The sequence below is a fragment of the Insulibacter thermoxylanivorax genome (assembly GCF_015472005.1).
GTDB classification, from domain to species: Bacteria; Bacillota; Bacilli; order Paenibacillales; family DA-C8; genus Insulibacter; species Insulibacter thermoxylanivorax.
In genome coordinates, this window is the sequence record NZ_BMAQ01000039.1 from 12,006 (window position 1) to 29,999 (window position 17,994).

Below are 17,994 nucleotides of genomic sequence, written 5' to 3' on the forward strand. Positions count from 1 at the left end.
GCGTGCCGCCGCCTTCCCGCCCCGCCATCCAGCGTTAAGTGACAATATTGTCACCTTGCCTGTCACAGTGCCGTCATCTTGCACGGATAAGATAGGAGCTGACGACCCGCTGATGGGGACGAGATGAATGACATAGGAGTGAACACATGATGGCCATACTGGAAGTCCATAACCTGACCAAAATCTACGGCAAAGGGGAATCCCAGGTGAAGGCGCTGAATGATATATCCTTCAGCGTGGAGAAGGGGGAGTTTGTCGCCATCGTCGGTGCATCCGGGTCGGGTAAGTCCACCCTGCTGCACATCATCGGCGGTGTTGATCGGCCGACCAGCGGCAAAGTGTTCATCGACGGCACGGATATTTATTCCTTGAATGAATCGCAGCTTGCGATTTTCCGGCGGCGGCAGATCGGGCTGATCTATCAGTTCTACAATCTCATCCCGATCTTGAACGTGGAGGAGAACATCACCCTGCCCCTTCTGCTCGATCACCGAAAAGTCGACAAACAGCGGCTGCACAGCATCATCGATACGCTGGGACTTGCTGAACGCACCCGTCATCTGCCGAATCAATTGTCCGGCGGACAGCAGCAGCGGGTGTCGATCGGCCGGGCGCTGATCAACCAGCCGGCGATCGTCCTTGCCGATGAACCGACGGGGAATCTCGACAGTAAGAATTCCCGCGAGATCATCGATCTGCTCAAATACTCCAACAAACAATTCAACCAAACCCTGATCGTGATCACCCATGACCCGAATATTGCCCTGCAGGCAGATCGCGTGATCACCATTCAGGACGGGCGCATCATGAAGGATGAGGTGATTCGCTCATGAATGTGCTCTGGCAGCTGACGCTTCGCAATCTGAAACTGAACCGCAAGCGGACAATCGTGACGATCATCGGCATCATCCTCTCCGGTGCGATGATCTGCGGCGTGGCAACCTTAGTTGCGAGTTTCCAAGATGCGCTCATCCGAACTGCGCACATCACCGATGGCAGCCATCATGCTGTACTGCATGACGTGAGAAGGGACAGCCTCCGATACATCGCCGAACATGCCAATACCGATGAATACATGCTGTTCCGGCATATCGGCGTGGCGCATCTCGAAGGTTCACACAATCCGAACAAACCCTATCTGCGCATCGAAGCCTTCGATGCGGCTGCCTTTGAGCATCTGCCGGTGAGATTAACCGAAGGACGCTTTCCTCAGCAAGCCGGCGAGATCGTCGTCTCAGAGGATGTGTTCTACAACGGCGGCGTGGAGATCCGGGTCGGCGATCAGCTGCAGCTTGCGATCGGCCGGCGGACTGATCAAGGGGCGATCCTGCTGGATGAGGCTCTATCGCCCAGCGAAACCTTGGACATTCAGATGACTGAAACCTATACGGTAACCGGGATGATCAAACAACCCAACCTCTATTCCTACAGATTCCCGGGATATACGGCGATCATCTATCTGGACGAGAACGCCCTGGCAGCTGAGGATCTTGTCAATGCAGCGATTACTGCCAAACAGCCCCGGAAGATCTATGACACGGCCGCGGCACTGGCAGAAGTATCGGAAGCCCGGAAGGTTTCCTACAACAATGAATTGCTCCGCTGGATGGGGATCTCCAACAATGAGGTTATCAAGGACCTGTTCATAACCGTTGGAGCGATCCTCATCCTGCTCATCATGGTTGGATCCATCTCGGTGATCTACAACGCCTTTGCGATCTCGGTCAGCGAGCGCAAGAAGCAGTTCGGCATGCTGTTAAGCGTCGGCGCCGCCAGCCGGCAGATCCGACGCATGGTCTTCATGGAAGCCTTCGCCCTTGCACTGATCGGCATACCGCTCGGCATCTTATCGGGCATTGCCGGCATCGACGTGACCCTCGAAGTGATCAATCAGCTGTCCGAGGGGATGATCCATTCCAGCGGGGATGTCTTCCTGCGCCTGATCGTGATGCCGGAAACGGTGATCATCTCCATCATCATCATGGCGCTGACGATCTTCTTGTCCGCCTATATTCCGGCGCAGCGTGCTGCCCGTATCTCGCCGATCGATGCGATCCGGCTCACCACGGATATCAACATCAAGGGCAAGAAACTGCGTACCTCCCGCTTATCCCGCTGGCTGTTTGGGATTGAAGGGGAACTTGCGCTCAAGAATCTCAAGCGTCATCGCAAGCGGTACCGCACCACGGTATTCTCTCTGTTTATCAGCATCGTCCTGTACCTTTCGATCTCATCTTTTATGAACCTTGGTTTCGAAAGCACTGCGTTGTACTATTCCGACCTTGGTTATGAGATGGCTTTGCTGCAGGATGAGGTCGAACCTGAGGAACAAAGGGAGTTTCACCAGCAAGTCGCGGCGATGGACGGCGTGTCCCGATTCGCTTCGGTCCGCCTGCTCTACGTAAGACTCATCGATGGAGTGGATGAATCCATCCTTGCAAGTGATCTCCGCGATGAGATTCTTGGATCATCCGATGCAGAGACCCAATCGTTGATCTATGATGATGCGCATGACCAGAACCAGCTGCACGCTTATATCGTCTCGATGGGCAAGCAGCCTTTCCGGGATTACGCAGAGCAATTAGGCCTTGACCTTGCTGCCTATCAAGATCCTGACGCGCCGCGGGGGATCCTGTTCAATCGCTCCAAGATCCAGTATCCGGTGCTGAAGGAGTTCCAGCCGCTCAACATCACCGCGGGACATCGTTTCACCATCCGCGAAGAGCCGCTCAGCGGCGAACCTATGGAGGACGATCGCACAGACGATCTCATGGAACTTGATCTGGAGATCGGCATGGTAACTGACAAGCAGCCCTATGCCGTCCAACCGGGAGGACTCGGTCATGTGACGATCGTCGTCTCCGATGAAGTCTATGATCACCTCCTCAGTCAGATCCATGAATCGGACCAGAAGCTGGCTGCGCAAGCAACCATGTATCTGGATCTTGATGAAGGTGTGGAGCGCAGCCTTTGGGTCAAGGAAGTTGAAGCCCTTGCTGCCAGGATCAATCCCGGCTCTTATCTAAGCGTCTTAGACTTTATAGAGATCAATGAGAATACGAAACGTTCAAACACGATCATCGCGATCTTCCTCTACGGCTTCGTATCCTTGATCGCTCTGATCGGCGTGACGAATATCTTCAACACGATCAGTACGAACGTCGCGCTTCGCCGACGCGAGTTTGCGATGTTGAAGTCGATCGGAATGACGCCGCAGGGATTTAACCGCATGTTGAACTATGAATGCCTGTTCTATGGGATCAAGGCCTTGCTGTACGGCCTCCCGGTCGGAATCTTGATCAGCATCATGATGTATCGATCAATCTCGACGGCGTTCAGCTTTAACTACGCCATTCCTTGGCTGGAGGTCGGCATCTGCGTGGCAGCGGTATTCATCATCGTCTTCTTGACCATGCTGCACGCTAGTTCCAAGCTGAAGAAGGAGAACATCATCGACGCCTTGAAGCTGGAGATTCAATAAGCTTCCGGCAGGCAGGATAACGCAACCCGCTGCATATTCGATTTGACAAATCCTCTGTCATCGTTTAAGGTGAAGGTAATTCGAAGAAAGGGTGAATGTTTGAAAGCCATGCATAACTAATCCTATTTCGCAGCAACCGAAGATCGAAGGCTTCATGGGCCCGGGGCATCAGGCTCCTCCATGAGACATGACCAGGTGAAACAATGGATCTGCGGGAACCTCCTCAGGTGAGGGATTCCTCTGAATCACCATTGTGAATAGCTGCCATTCCCGCCTGGCTCAGTCCGTCATGCCTTCATACGGTTCTCAGAATAGGATTAGTGAGATCTGATGGTGTGAACAGATCATCCTTGAACGGCTGAAGATCAGTGTGCGGCTGTGTATGATCACGCTGCTCTCTTAAGCGTCTCCTATTCTGATATTCGGATTAGGGGGCGCTTTTTCCATAGATAAGAGCGGCATCCGAATATCGCATACTCACATCATCACTTCCACTGCTTCTCTCCATCCTTGCAGAACCGTACTCCCGCCCCGTTCCCATGAACAGATTCTACAAGATGTCCTGTACGAATGAACATCCATGATTACGGCAATTCCCTGTAAGGAAGTGATGATACATGCTGATCGAAGCACAACAGATCAAGTTATATATTCAGGTCAGACTCCTGATCGATATCCCGCGATTATATATAGAGCCGGGAGCCAGGATTGGCCTCGTAGGGCGCAACGGTTCCGGCAAGACGACCCTAATCGAAACGCTGGCCGGCTTGCGCCAGCCCGATGAAGGGACGATCACCCGCCGTGCCCGATGCGAGCTCATCCCGCAATTGCACAGCCTCACCCAGGATGATCCGCGAAGCGGCGGCGAGAAGACGCAGGAAGCGATTCTGCAAGCATTGATGCAGGAACCCGAACTATTGCTTGCGGACGAACCGACGACGAATCTCGATACCTCGCATCTCGATTGGTTGGAGAAGAGACTCAAGGACTATCAAGGCGCCTTCATCCTGATCTCCCATGATCGCACATTCCTGGATGCGCTCTGCACCTCGATCTGGGAGATTCGTGATGGGAAACTGCATACGTACAAAGGGAACTATTCCGACTTTGCAGCCCAGCGGGATCTGCAGCTGCGGCAGCAGGATCAAGCTTACGAACAATATATCCAAGAGAAAAAACGCCTCGAACTCGCCATCCGCAAAAAGAAAGATAAAGCCGCGCGTGCCACCAAAAAACCGCGCAACGTCAGCAGTTCCGAGGCGAAGATCACCGGCGCCAAGCCTTACTTCGCCAAAAAACAGAAAAAACTGCAGCAAACGGCCAAAGCCCTGGAAAGCCGCTTGGAAAAACTCGAAAAGGTCGAGAAGCGCATCGAACTGCCGCCGATCAAGATGAATATCCTGCATGGCGAAGACCTGCCGCACGGCAATGTGATCATGCGCATCGAGCAGCTTGCAGGTTCCGTCGGCGAGCGCACGCTGTGGCAGCCGGTCAGCTTCCACATCCACAGCGGCGACAAACTCGCCATCCTTGGACCGAACGGCTGCGGCAAGACCACGTTGATCAAGACGCTGATACAACCGAATGACCGGATCTACGTCTCTCCATCTGTCCGGTTCGGCTATTTCAGCCAGAACATCGACATCCTGGATGAGCACCGGTCTATCTTGGACAATGTTCGCGACACCTCTTCTCAGGATGAAACGCTGATCCGCACGGTGCTCGCCCGTCTGCACTTCTTCCGCGAAGCCGTGTACAAACCCGTCGGCGTGCTGAGCGGCGGCGAACGGGTCAAGGTCGCCCTCGCCAAGATCTTCGTCAGCGATGTGAACGTTCTGGTGCTTGACGAGCCGACCAATTTCCTCGATATCGAGACGATCGAAGCCCTTGAACAGCTGCTTAAGGATTACGAAGGCACCGTCCTGTTCGTCTCCCACGATCGGCGCTTCGTCGAGCATCTCGCGAACCGGCTTCTACTGTTCGAAGATGGCACGCTGCGGCTCTTCGACGGCACATACGCGCAGTATCAGACATCTGCGCTGCAATCCCAGCCGCAGCCGGCCGAACTGGACCGCAAGCAGCAGCTGCTCCTGCTGGAGACGAAGATCTCCGATGTGTTGAGCCGGCTTAGCCTGGAGCCATCAGAGGAGCTCGAACAGGAATTCCAACGCCTGCTCGCGGAGAAACGTCAGTTGCAGAGCGGATTTTAAGCACTCAGTCCACCTTCTGGTTCGACACCCCTTATCCAGGATCCAAAGAAGCAAGCTGGCGCACGCTTCTTTGGATCCGCCTCTTTCATAACGCGGAACAGACGCGATGCGCCAGCTTGACTCCACCTTGATTAACCATGCTTACTCCTTATATCCTGCTTAATCGATGATATCCCTGACTGCTTTCGCCAGATCCGTGAACTCTTTCATATGGACGATTTCACCATTCAGCACGAAGCTCGGCACAGCCCTGATCCCTGCCTGAACCCCAATATCGATATCTGCAGCCAATTTAGCCGCAATACGATCATCGTCCAGCGACTGTATGACGCTGTCCGCATCGATGCCGTCCAAGTGGTCTTCGATAATCGCCGCGATCCATTCCGTCGTCCCCCATTCCGTGCCTTTCTCGCCTTGTCTGGCTAAGAGTGCTTTTTTGTAAGCAAAAAAATACTCCGATCCCTGTTCTGCAATCACCTCTCCCGCCGCTGCCAACGTAAACGAATCATCCGCCAAGAACGGGAAGTTGACGAAGTAATACTTCGCTTTGCCCGTCTCCACAAACTCCTCTACGAATTCATCCATATACTCATTCGACCAAATCGCACAATACGGGCATTTAAAATCCGAAAACTCGATGACGGTAACAGGCGCATCCTCATCCCCTATAAAGGGCTGTTCACTAAGACGAAAAGGATCCCCGGCCTCATCTTCGCTTTCTGTACCTGATGGATTAGCTGTATTGCTTGTGTTGTCTGTAAGGGCTCCATTGTCAGCATGGTCTGTGTTCCCCGCATGGCTTGAATTGTCTGCATGGTTCTGATGCCCAAGGTCGTTCGCATGTGTCCCGCCGGCGCATCCCGCCAGGATGATCAACATCCCCAATACGCATGCTATGACTCGTTTCTCCATATGCAACCCCTCCTCCCCCATCATTATAGTGATCCGCCATAGAACCACCGTGATCAAAATTACTTAACTTGCCACTTTGTCCAAATAATTTATTATTTGTAGAAAACAACTCCCGCAGCGAACCGCTTCTCTTCCCAGCGATAAGACCCCCGGTGCTGTAAGATCCGTATTAACATCGCAGCATCCAGTAAAAAACCATCCCTGGCGGGATGGTGATGAACAATCTCTTGCCTGCCGAATCGATCCTCCATCAGAAATACAAGAAGATGAAAATGACGGCGACCAACACGATGCGATAAATCGCAAAGGGAATCAACTTAATCCGGTTGATCAGCTTCAGGAAGAAGCGGATGGACAACAGGGCGAAGACAAAGGCGCTGATAAACCCAACGATAAAAAATGGCAGCGCGTCCATGCTGAAATACTGCCAATTCTTCACCAGGGACAAGAAACTGGCGCCCGCCATGATCGGCACCGCCATGATGAAAGTAAAATCCGATGCTGAGCGGTGGCTCATGCCGAACAGGACACCGCCGGAGATCGTCGCGCCCGAGCGGGAGAAGCCCGGCCACAGGGATAAGCATTGGACAAGTCCGACGATGAGCGCTTGCTTATACGTCATCTGATCCACCGATTCAATCTTCGGCTGCTGCGGACGGAAGAGATCAGAAGCGATCATGAATACCGCTCCGGCCAACAAACCGATGAGAACCGTCTCCGTCGTGAACAGGTATTCATCGATATAATCTTCAAAAAGTACACCCAACACGCCAGCCGGCAAGAGACCGACGATCACATGGGTTAACTTCAGCCTGCCTTGACTGCTCTGAGATCCATCACTTTGAACATGAACTCCGGCGCTGCTCTTAAACAACCGATTCAAACCTAAGAGATCGATGAACCGTCTCCAGAACACGACGACGACTGCCAGGATGGACCCCAACTGGATGACGACCTTGAACGTATTGGCTGGGTATTTGCCCAGAAACTCCTCTGATTTCAGCCACATATCATCGACGAGGATCATATGACCTGTGGATGACACCGGAGCAAATTCCGTCATCCCTTCAACAAATCCCAGAATCACTGCTTTGATCAATTCAATAAAGTTCATGGTTTCCGACTCCTAACTCCTGATATTGATACCTCTATATTCGCTTTATTCACCTTGGTTCGAATATATCCCTGGATTTTGTCCGATTCATGAACATATTCCGCAAAAATCCCTCTCTAATATATCATAAATTTCTAGTAAAAGTTTTCCTAATCAATCAAATTCCCTTCTGAAATTTCTCCCAGATTCAAACCTAGGTTCACAGCAAAAAGAGACGGATCGCCATCCGTCTCTGATACATCACTAACCTATCTTGCCGTCAACTGTTCCCCAAACTCCGACTAAACAAACGCCAACTGAGCGCTGATGGCTCTGCCGTCATCCTTTAATCGAGCCGGCCGCAATCCCTTCGACGATGCGGTCGCTGAGGAAGAGATAGGCGACGAGCACGGGCAGTACGCTGATCATCAGCGTCGCGCCGATCGCACCCCAGTCCGTCATATACTGTCCGATGAAGTTCTGGACACCAACGGTAAGGGTCTTGAGCTCGTTCGTGCTGATGAAGGTGTTAACGAAGATGAACTCATTCCAGTTATAGATCATATTGATAATTGCCGTCGTCATCAGCACCGAGGTCGTCATCGGCAGGATGATGCGGAAGAACATGCGATTCACTGAGCAGCCATCGATGACCGCCGCTTCCTCGATCTCCCTCGGCAGCGCATAATAGAATCCAAGCAGGATCATGATCGTCACCGGCATATTGAAAGCAATATAAGAGATGATCAACGATAGATGACGATCGATCAGCCCCGCCTGGTTGTACATGCTGAACAGCGGGATCAGCGTCGAATGCACCGGGATCATCATCGCCACCATGAACAAGCCCAGGACGAAGGAACTTCCCCGCCAGCGCATTCTGGTGATCGCATAGGTAACCAGACTTCCCAAGATCAGCGTGGCGACCGTTGCGCTGACGGTGACGATCACACTGTTCATAAAGTACACATCGATCTTCCCAACATTCCATACCTTGACGTAGTTCTCCCAACGCGGATTCGTCGGCAAGGCCAGCGGCGGCAGGTGGAAAACCTCATGATTGCTCTTTAATGAGAAGAAGAACAGCCACACCAAGGGGAAGATCTGAAAAGCCGCTGCCAGGATCAAGATCAGATATAAACATAGATACCCGATCCGGTCCAAGATATTCTTCTTATCACCTTCCTGCTGCGGCCGCAGCCTCCCTTGCTGTACAGTCCCTTCGGCGGATACCATCGTCTGCAGCATAGCCTTAAGCATATTCAATCTTCTCCTTCGTCGCCGTTAATTTCCGAATGATGAAAGTCGCGACCAGGCTGATCACCAGCAAGAAGAAGCCTACAGCGCTGGCATATCCGAAGTCATAGATATTAAAGGCGATGCGATACATATAAGAAGCCATCACTTCACTGGCACCGTTCGGTCCCCCGCCCGTCATGATATAGATCAGATCAAAATATTTGAGCGAACCGATCACCGCTAGAACGATCGTCACCTTGAACACTTCCATGACCAGCGGCAGTTTGATCTTCCATGCGATCTGCAAAGCATTCGCGCCGTCGATCCGCGCCGCTTCAATCAAGGTCTCCGGAATATTCTTAAGGGCAGCATAGTAGATCAGAATATAAAAGCCCGCATACTGCCACAGAATCGGAATGAAGATGGCATAGAGCACGATGGAACTGTCAGAGAGCCATGCAGGCGGATTGGGGACCCCCAGCGAGACGAGTAAGCTGTTCAGGATCCCGTTCGTGGGATGATAGACTTTCAACCACAGCTGTGCGATTGCAACAGAGGACAGCAGCATCGGGATGAGATAGATCTTGCGGAACGTGTTGGCCCCCTTGATGCGCGATGCCAATACCATCGCCACGATCATATAGAGGATCAGACTCAGAGTGGAAAACACCGCGAGCAAGAAGGAATGCAAGGCACTGTCCCAGAACTTCCCGTCTTGGATCAGTGTCTTGTACTGTTCCAGGCCGATGAACTTCATCGCGCCGATGCCGTTCCATTCATGCAGCCCAAAGTATCCCGTCAAGATGATCGGAATGTAGACAACAACGAGAATTAACAGCAGCGCAGGCAGCACATAGGCTGCGATCACCCATTTGTTGGACATGACTCGATCCATTTCGCTTCTACAACCCCTTCTCTCAAGTACGTGGAGCCATGAAGGATGAGAGGCCTATCCGAGACAGACACCGGATAAGCCTCACTTCTAGAACTTATGAGGAGACTGTATCAATTAACCTGGGCGTGAATAACCTTAACCAGCTTTATTCTTCCGGAACTTCTTCAATCTGTACAGCTTCATCATGCGCTGCGGAGAATTCTTCCGGGGTGACGGCCTTGCCGAACAGCGCCTGAATCTGGGTCAGGTGCACTTCTGCTGCTGCCGGATCCATCTGTACGTCTGCGAACAGCGTGATGCTGCTGGCATTGTTCATCTCATTGAACAGATCAAGATACAGCTGCGGCAGATCGAGGGAAGAAGTATCGACTTTCGTCGCCGGGATGACACCTGCGCCGGTTACCGATTGTTCGCCCCACTTCTCGATGAAGAACTGCACGAACTTCTTCGCCTCTTCCTTGACCGGCGAGTTCTCCGCTACGAACAGACCAACACCCGGTCCGCCGACCCAGCTGTCAATATCCCCTTTTCCGCCTTCAACCACAGGGAACTTGAAGAAACCGACGCTGTCGCGGAACTCCTGAGGAATATCCGTATTGGTCGTGAAGTTCGGCAGATCCCAAGATCCCATCAGATACATCGCTGCCGTGCTGTTCAAGAACTCAGACTTCGCTTCCTCATTGGACAGTCCGTTGAAGCCTCTGACGAAGGCCTCGCTGTCAACCAGCGCTTGCACTTCGCGGGCTGCTTGCAGCAACCCTTCATCCATGAAGGAAGCCTCGCCCAAGATCGCCTTCGCCAAGGTTTCTTGGCCGGCATAACGGTCAGCCAGATACATGTACCAAAGAGAACCCGTCCAGCGATCCTTGTTGCCGAGCGCGATCGGAGCGATGCCATTGCTCGTTAACGTCTCGACGATTTGCTTAAATTCCGCATAAGTCTTAGGTACTTCCAGTTCATATTGTTCGAAGATCGCCTTGTTGTAATAGATCGGAGCAATATTGAACTCCAAAGGCAGAGCATATGTCTTCCCGTCGATAGCGTACGCTTCCGTCGTACCAGCTACGAACTTGTCTCTCAGCCCGCTGTCGAGCAGATCATCCAGCGGCGTGAAGAGCTCACCTTCTACGTAAGGCGCCAGGAAGCCCGCAGCCCAAGTAACTCCAACATCCGGCAGTTCATTGGATGTGGACAGAATCTTGAGCTTGTTCTTATACTGCTCGTTCTCCAGAACGTCCGGTTTGATCGTCACATGAGGATTCAGACTCTCGTATTCTGAGATGATCTGATTAACGATGCGGTTCTGTCCCGCTGAGATGCCTTCCGGCCACAGATGCATGAACGTAATCGTCACTTCTTCCGGCTGCGAGCCCCCTTCGTTGTTCACGGGCGCAGGTCCGGGATCATTGCCTCCATTTCCATCAGCAGCCGTGTTGTTTTTGCCGCCGGCGCATCCAACTGCTACAAGCAGCATGAGACATAACGACAGCAAGAGTATGAGTGTTCTCCTCTTCTTGTACACGCTTACATCCCCCTTATGATACTTGTGAATCCCGAGAGATCGGGATCATATTCATCATATCAGCGTGCCGGCGGCGCTATAAGGTAACGGAGATTAGGATTCATACCACTTTTTTTGGATTTTAGCCCGAGTATTCTGCCCCTGGGCTGCAACATGTTGGATGCTGCCCTTCGTATTGCCCCATTCTTAGTGCTTCATTGAGTATATCTCATTACAATCCAACAACTTCTCATTCGATATGGCTGTCGATTTGAGCCAATTGCTTCCGATATTGGCCTGGACTGATCCCTTCCAATGAACGGAACACTTTCACGAAATATTTGTCCGTCTGGTACCCCGTCGCATCGGCAATCTCCTGAATCGTCATCTGCGTGCTGGAGAGCAGTTCCTTCGCCCGCTGCACCCGCCTGCGCATGAGATACTCCGAGAAGGTCAGACCCGTCTGCTCCTTGAATAACGCACTGAGGTAGCTTGCATTCATATGCAGATGTTCTGCGAGATCCTTCAAATGCAGCGGCTCATGCAGATGCTCTTCCACATAACGAACCACTTCCTGTACCGCAGGGTTATAGGTTTGCTCGTCAACCGCAGTCTCCATCAATTTGCGATCAATGAGCCGGTCCATCAGCTCGATCCGCGATCTCTCCGCATCTTCTTCCAATGCTTCGTCCACCGCCTGAAGCAATTTCTCCTTGTCCAGAGGTTTCAGCAAATACTCGATCACGCCAAACTTAAGTGCCTTCTGTGCATACTCAAACTCCGCATAACCGGAGATCAGGATGACGACGGGCGGATGCGGCATGTGAACAGCTTCCTCGATCAGATCAAGGCCGCTGATTCTCGGCATGCGGATGTCAGTGATCAGCACGTTGATCTGCAGCCCTTCTTCCTGCAGCCAGCGGCGGGCTTCCATGGCATGGGCCGCGGTCAAGATGCGATGGCGTCCGGCCGACCAAGCTTCCAGCACCCGCCGCACACCCTCCCTCGTCCTCGGTTCATCATCCACGATCAGAATCGTCCTCATCCGTTCCCCCTCCTCTCTGATTCGGTATGACAAAGGCGACCTTCGTTCCCTTGCCCGGCTGACTCTGAATGGTCAGCCCGTCCGTTGACGAGCCGTAGTACAGCTTCAATCGCCGTTCCACATTCACCAGGCCCATGCCCGTCCCTTTGCCCGGCTGATCGCTCAGCGCCCCTCTATCCATTGCCTCATCCAGCCGCTTAATCGCTTCTTCATCCATGCCCGGTCCATCATCGAGCACCTCGATCCTCGAACATCCCGGACGCTGATCCGCCTTCACCCGCAAGATGACGGTTCCCGGTTCCAGCCGCTGCTCCACACCGTGCAGGATGGCGTTCTCGACCAGAGGCTGGATAAGCAGCTTCGGGATCGGCACCCGCCGGATCGGCTCATCGACTTCGATCTGCCAGCTGAGCTTATCCATCATGCGCATCTTCATAATTGTCAGATAGCGCTCCGCATGATCCAGCTCATCGCCGATTGTCACCCACACATCCTCGTCCTTGCGGCTGATCACATAGCGGAACAGGCCGGACATCGCGACGACGATCTTCGCCAGTTCTTCCTCTCCCTTGTCTTCCAAAGCCCAGTAGAAAGCCTCCAAGGTATTGAACAGAAAATGAGGATTGATCTGCGCTTGCAGCGCTTTCAATTCCGTTCGGCTTTGCAGGATTTCCTTCTGATACACCTTCTCGTTCAATTCCTTCAGCGAACGAACCATTTCATTGTATGTATAGTTAAGCTCGTTAATCTCCATCATCGAAGAGGAGACGGAGATCTGCCGCAGCGCTCCGAATCTCGCCGTCCGCATCGCTTTGATCAGATCCAGGATGGGACGGGAGATCATGCCGGATAAGATATAGGTGACGATGAAGAAGATCACCGTTCCCACGACGACAGACACGATCACCACCGTGCGCAGCACTGACAAGCTCTCCGTCGAATACGCAACGGGGGTCAGGATGACGATGTTCCATCCCGTTGCCGGCGATCGCTGCCTGACGGCCAAGTACTCTCCGTCCGCTAAGGAGATCGTCTCCTGTTCGCTAAGCAACCGACGGGCTTCGTCATCGCTAAGCGGAAAGTCCGCCGTGATGACCTGTCCCTGTTCATTCATCAACGCCATATATTCCCTGCCTCCGTAATCTCCTGCCATCTCCACATCCTTCAGTTGAAAATACCGCTTCTCCATCTGCACGAGCACATAACCCGAGTAGGAGAAAGAGCGGTCCATCAAACGCACTCTGCGCATGGCCAGCACGACATCGGGATAGCGAGGATCAAGATCCAGCCAGACGAGCTGACCCTTCGCTTCATCCACCCGGCGAATCCACGCTTTGGGAACCCTGCTGTCCAGTTGATCATCCGTTAACGGCATTAACCTTCGATAATCCTCGGTATACAGCTCCACCGAGCGAACCCCGCTCATATAAGCCTCAATACTGCGAACGACCTGCTGCAGCGTCTGCCTTCCTTCGAAGCTGAGCCGGCGGCCGTCGGCTTCCTGCTCGAAGGCATCCTGCACCACCGCATTCGTCACGACCTGGGTCGTGAAGGTGCTCACCTGATTGAGCAGCACCTCCAGTTTCCCCATCGCCTGCGCTGCCGTCTGCTGAATATGCCGCTCCGCATTGTCCAGCAGCATATTCGAGACTTGGTGATAGACGAACACGCCCACCGCGGATAAGACGATGACCATCGCGAGCATGAAGCCGAGGAAGATCTGCTTGCGCAGCGTATTCCTCGCTGTCCACTTCTTTACCAGCATCCCCATTCGCTTGCTTCTCCCCATTATTCGCAACTTTCGACGATTGAAGCGCTTTAATTTTATTCTAATATGACCAGGTACAGAATGCCAGACAAGCATTCCACATGCACAATAAGCCTCCTGTAATCCTGCAATCTTCTTCGCCCAACCCATCCGCCGTCCGGGCGATTCCATCAATCCCCTGTTCCGCTTCTGACATATGGTAATAGCGGAAGGAGTTGATCGCATTGCCGAGATACCGCATCATCGTGGATCTGTCCGATCGTCAGTTATATGTACTGGAAGGAGATACTGTAGTGCGCGCTTTTCCCGTCGGCATCGGGAGGATGGTCTCTCAGACACCGGTGGGGGAGTTTACGATCGTGAACAAACAGGAAAACCCGGGGGGCCCTTTCGGCGTGCTGTGGATGGGATTGTCTAAGCCCCATTACGGCATCCATGGGACGAATGATCCTTCCTCGATCGGCCACGAAGTATCCGCCGGCTGTATCCGCATGTACAATGAAGATGTCCTGCAGCTGTCCGCGATGGCGCCTGTAGGCACAAGGGTAACCATCCGTCCATGAATACCTGACCAATAAGTAAGCCATCCTCCCGGCACCAGCCATTGAGGATGGCTTACAAGCTTCTTGCACTGCCAATACAGGCGTATTCATGCGGTATACTGTTCTGCCAGCTGCCTGATCCGCTGCGCGATCTTCAACTCTGTATCGCTGTTCAGCGGGATGCGTTCCTTCGCAGCAGGGGCGAGCAGCTCATGCTCACCGTTCATCACGGAATGCTTCGCATGCTCGAACATCGCGAGATCATAGGCATCACGATGGAACGAAGCGCCTCCACGGGAACATTCCTCGCTGCCCGAGCCCCGTTCACGTTCAGCAAGATCGGATGATCCGGCGGGCCGGTGTAGGCATAATCCCAATCGCCGTCGATGAGATAAGTCACTTCCTGTTCTTGGATAAGATGCATAAACTGCGACCGCATCGCATCGGAGAACGCATGCCGGTACTTGATCTGTCCATCAACCGCGATCAGCGAGCCGTTCCCCCCGATCCAGGGGCATCGCTGGAACCGCTTATCGAGTACGGGCAGCATATCCTTGATCGGCCGGGCCGAGGCGAAGATCACTTCAATTGCCGACAGGATTTTCTTATACCTTCCTCTCGCCCCTTCATCCTCCGGACATTCATATTCCGACACCGAAGCAGACCGCTTATTCCTCCCGCCTACTCTCTCTCGGCCCGAACCTTCATCAAGCGCATCCCGTTCAACGCCACCAGCAGGGCAGCTCCCATATCGCTGGCAATGGCGATCCAGAGCGTGAGCCAGCCGGGGATGACTAAGAGCAGAGCGAGGAGTTTGATTCCCAGCGAGAAGGAGATGTTCTGCTTAATGATCCGCAAAGTACGGCGGCTCAAACGGATCGCAAAGGGCAGCTTGCTCAGATCATCGGCCATCAGCGCCACATGTGCGGTCTCAAGCGCCGTGTCCGTACCCGCTCCGCCCATGGCGATGCCGACGGAAGCAGCCGCCAGAGCGGGTGCATCGTTCACTCCGTCGCCTACCATCGCTGCGCGTTGATATTCTCTCTTCAATTGTTCGATATATTCCAGCTTCTCCTGGGGCATCAGTTCCGCCCGCACCTCGGCAACACCCAGCTGTCCAGCGATCGCTTGTGCGGTCACCGGGTTGTCCCCCGTTAGCATCACGGTCTTATCGACGCCCAGTTGATGCAGCTCGCGGATCACCGCTTGGCTGGATTCCCTAACCTCATCAGCGACGGCGATCGCTGCCAAGATTCGCTGATTCGTACCTGCGAGGACGACAGTCTTGCCCTCCGCCTGCAATTTGCCCACAACGGCAAGATGTTCCTCACCCAGCTCTATCCCCATCTCGCGGAACAGCTTCACGCGGCCGATAAGATATCTGCGTCCGCCAACCACACCTTCGATCCCCAATCCCGTATGGGAGCTGAAATGCAAAGCCTCTGTCTCCTGGTAAGGAAGTCCTTGCTGCTCCGCTTCGCGGACAATCGCGGCGGCAATGGGATGCTGCGAGCGATATTCCAGAGCAGCAACATCCGTCAGCAGCTGCCGTTCATCCCCATCACCGAACATCACAACGTCGGTGACCGCTGGAACCCCCTTGGTCAGCGTTCCCGTCTTATCGAAGGCGATCGCTTTAAGCCTTCCCATCTCCTCCAGGTAGATGCCCCCTTTGAAGAGCACGCCGTGCCTTGCGGCGTTGCCGATCGCGGAGACGATCGAGATCGGCGTGGAGATGACCAGCGCACATGGGCAGCCGACCACCAGCACGGACAACCCCTGGTACACCCACATCTCCCATCTGCCGTCGATCAGAGGCGGCACCACGGCGACGAATGCTGCGATGGCCATGATGATCGGCGTATACACCTTTGCGAAGCGGTCGACGAAGGCCTGTGCCGGCGCCCGCTCCGCCTGCGCCTCTTCTACCAGATGGATGATCTTCGCGATCGTCGTATCTTCGACCAGTTTCGTAACCTTGATCTCTAAAGAGCCTTCCCCGTTCAATGTGCCGGCGTACACCTCATCCCCCGCCGCCTTCTCAACGGGCACCGATTCGCCGGTAATCGGCGCTTGATCCACCGTCGAATGACCGCCGATGACGACCCCGTCCATGGCGATCTTCTCCCCTGGCTTGACGATGATAACATCACCAGCGGCGATCTCTTCGACGCGCATCACCTGCTCCTGTCCGTCCCGCCGCACCAATGCTTCCTTAGGCGCGATGTCCATCAGCGAGCGAATCGAGCGGCGCGCCCTGTCCATCGAGTAGCGCTCCAGCGCTTCGCTGATCGCGAACAGGATGACAACAACGGCCCCCTCCGCCCATTCGCCGATGATCGCAGCGCCGATGATGGCGACGGTCATCAAGGTCCTCATGTCAAAGTCCAGGCGCAGCAAATTCTGAAGCCCTGTCTTGAACAAGGAATAGCCGCCGATCAGGATCGCCAACAGATAAGCAGTGACGGTCAGCAGATGGCGCTCCCCCAATGTGAAGAACGAGACATAGCCGAGCACGATGAACAAAGCCGACACCAGCAGCGCGGCATGCCTCTTATAGAAAGGTTGCTGCGAGAACTCCTGCACAGTCGGTGCTGCCTCTCCTGAGCCCCTAAGCGGCCTCTCCGGGATCACCTTCAACTTCTCAAACTCACCGGCCTTCTCTAGTTCTTCGATCGTCGCTTGGCCGATAACGGTGATCTTCGCCGCAGCGAAATTCACCTTCGCATCCCGCACGCCGGGAAGCTGTTTGACATTGCGCTCGAACTTGCCCGCACAATTCGCGCAGCTAAACCCTTCTACACGGTATACGGCTTTTGCTCCTGAAGGCTGTCTAAAATCCGTCATTTAACCACATCCTTCTGATACTCGCTCGCCAGTTGGATCAAAGGCTTCATCCGTTCATCCCTTAAAGAATAGAAAACGAGCTTGCCTTCCTTGCGGAACTTAGCGATACCCATATTGCGCAGCAGCCGCAAGTGATGAGAGGCTGTAGCCATCGTGGATCCGATGATGTTGGCTATATCACATACGCACAGCTCATCTTCGACACACAGCGCATAAGCCGCCTTAAGCCGTGTCTCATCGGATAACGCCTTGAACATCTGCGCCATCTCTTGAAAGTCATGCTCGGCCTGCCGCTCCCTCACCCGCTTCACCTGATCCGCGTTATAGCAGAAAATCTCACACGTATCTATTCTCTCCATGGCCTCTGCCACGTGCATCACCCTCGTTATAAGCGTTGCAATAACCGTCACAACCATGTAAACAACCGCGATTCCCGCACCATCTCTATTCCATCCGTCATC

General features: G+C 53.7%; 14 protein-coding genes. 4 read left to right on the top strand and 10 right to left on the bottom strand.

What is annotated here, in order from left to right:
- Nucleotides 1-149: 149 nt before the first annotated feature.
- From PRECH8_RS12515 to PRECH8_RS12525, 3 genes are all read left to right on the top strand, one after another.
- On the top strand, nucleotides 150-833 hold the full coding sequence (locus PRECH8_RS12515) for an ABC transporter ATP-binding protein (RefSeq protein ID WP_200967448.1): 684 nt from the start codon (nucleotides 150-152) through the stop codon (nucleotides 831-833).
- Nucleotides 830-3,481, top strand: coding sequence for an ABC transporter permease (locus tag PRECH8_RS12520; RefSeq protein WP_200967449.1), 2,652 nt, complete (start codon nucleotides 830-832; stop codon nucleotides 3,479-3,481). The genes PRECH8_RS12515 and PRECH8_RS12520 overlap by 4 nt, the downstream gene beginning before the upstream one ends.
- A 617-nt stretch (nucleotides 3,482-4,098) precedes the next feature.
- Nucleotides 4,099-5,691, top strand: a complete 1,593-nt coding sequence (locus PRECH8_RS12525; protein ID WP_200967450.1) for a Vga family ABC-F type ribosomal protection protein — start codon at nucleotides 4,099-4,101, stop codon at nucleotides 5,689-5,691.
- A gap of 159 nt (nucleotides 5,692-5,850) precedes the next feature.
- Here PRECH8_RS12525 and PRECH8_RS12530 read toward each other — a convergent pair whose 3' ends face one another.
- The 7 genes from PRECH8_RS12530 to PRECH8_RS12560 form a co-directional block, all read right to left on the bottom strand.
- The gene (locus PRECH8_RS12530; protein WP_200967451.1) at nucleotides 5,851-6,603 is read right to left on the bottom strand and encodes a thioredoxin domain-containing protein; all 753 of its coding nucleotides are present in this window, start codon (nucleotides 6,601-6,603) and stop codon (nucleotides 5,851-5,853) included.
- A gap of 250 nt (nucleotides 6,604-6,853) precedes the next feature.
- Nucleotides 6,854-7,717 carry an undecaprenyl-diphosphate phosphatase gene (locus PRECH8_RS12535; RefSeq protein WP_200967452.1) on the bottom strand — a complete coding sequence of 288 codons (864 nt, stop codon included), beginning with the start codon at nucleotides 7,715-7,717 and terminating at the stop codon, nucleotides 6,854-6,856.
- 318 nt (nucleotides 7,718-8,035) lie between these two features.
- The gene (locus PRECH8_RS12540; protein ID WP_200967484.1) at nucleotides 8,036-8,932 is read right to left on the bottom strand and encodes a carbohydrate ABC transporter permease; all 897 of its coding nucleotides are present in this window, start codon (nucleotides 8,930-8,932) and stop codon (nucleotides 8,036-8,038) included.
- 16 nt (nucleotides 8,933-8,948) lie between these two features.
- A complete protein-coding gene (locus PRECH8_RS12545; RefSeq protein ID WP_200967453.1) occupies nucleotides 8,949-9,830 on the bottom strand; it encodes a carbohydrate ABC transporter permease in 882 nt (293 codons plus the stop codon).
- A gap of 145 nt (nucleotides 9,831-9,975) precedes the next feature.
- Nucleotides 9,976-11,352: an extracellular solute-binding protein gene (locus PRECH8_RS12550; protein ID WP_200967454.1), complete on the bottom strand. Its 1,377-nt coding sequence runs from the start codon at nucleotides 11,350-11,352 to the stop codon at nucleotides 9,976-9,978.
- Between the two features lie 229 nt (nucleotides 11,353-11,581).
- On the bottom strand, nucleotides 11,582-12,376 hold the full coding sequence (locus tag PRECH8_RS12555; protein ID WP_200967455.1) for a response regulator transcription factor: 795 nt from the start codon (nucleotides 12,374-12,376) through the stop codon (nucleotides 11,582-11,584).
- On the bottom strand, nucleotides 12,351-14,147 hold the full coding sequence (locus tag PRECH8_RS12560; protein ID WP_242457572.1) for a cache domain-containing sensor histidine kinase: 1,797 nt from the start codon (nucleotides 14,145-14,147) through the stop codon (nucleotides 12,351-12,353). Before PRECH8_RS12560 ends, PRECH8_RS12555 begins: the two co-directional genes overlap by 26 nt.
- A gap of 221 nt (nucleotides 14,148-14,368) precedes the next feature.
- Between PRECH8_RS12560 and PRECH8_RS12565 the strand changes: the two genes are divergently transcribed.
- Nucleotides 14,369-14,707 (top strand): L,D-transpeptidase, encoded by a 339-nt coding sequence (locus PRECH8_RS12565; protein WP_200967456.1) that lies wholly within the window; start codon nucleotides 14,369-14,371, stop codon nucleotides 14,705-14,707.
- Nucleotides 14,708-14,912: 205 nt separating this feature from the next.
- On the opposite strand, the gene PRECH8_RS12570 is transcribed toward PRECH8_RS12565, so the two are convergent.
- The 3 genes from PRECH8_RS12570 to PRECH8_RS12580 are packed head-to-tail and all read right to left on the bottom strand — an operon-like array spanning nucleotide 14,913 to nucleotide 17,892.
- Nucleotides 14,913-15,341: an HAD hydrolase family protein gene (locus tag PRECH8_RS12570; protein ID WP_200967457.1), complete on the bottom strand. Its 429-nt coding sequence runs from the start codon at nucleotides 15,339-15,341 to the stop codon at nucleotides 14,913-14,915.
- A gap of 26 nt (nucleotides 15,342-15,367) precedes the next feature.
- Complete coding sequence (locus PRECH8_RS12575; RefSeq protein ID WP_200967458.1) at nucleotides 15,368-17,533, bottom strand: heavy metal translocating P-type ATPase; 2,166 nt, start codon at nucleotides 17,531-17,533, stop codon at nucleotides 15,368-15,370.
- Nucleotides 17,530-17,892, bottom strand: a complete 363-nt coding sequence (locus tag PRECH8_RS12580) for an ArsR/SmtB family transcription factor (protein ID WP_200967486.1) — start codon at nucleotides 17,890-17,892, stop codon at nucleotides 17,530-17,532. The genes PRECH8_RS12575 and PRECH8_RS12580 overlap by 4 nt, the downstream gene beginning before the upstream one ends.
- Nucleotides 17,893-17,994: the final 102 nt, after the last annotated feature.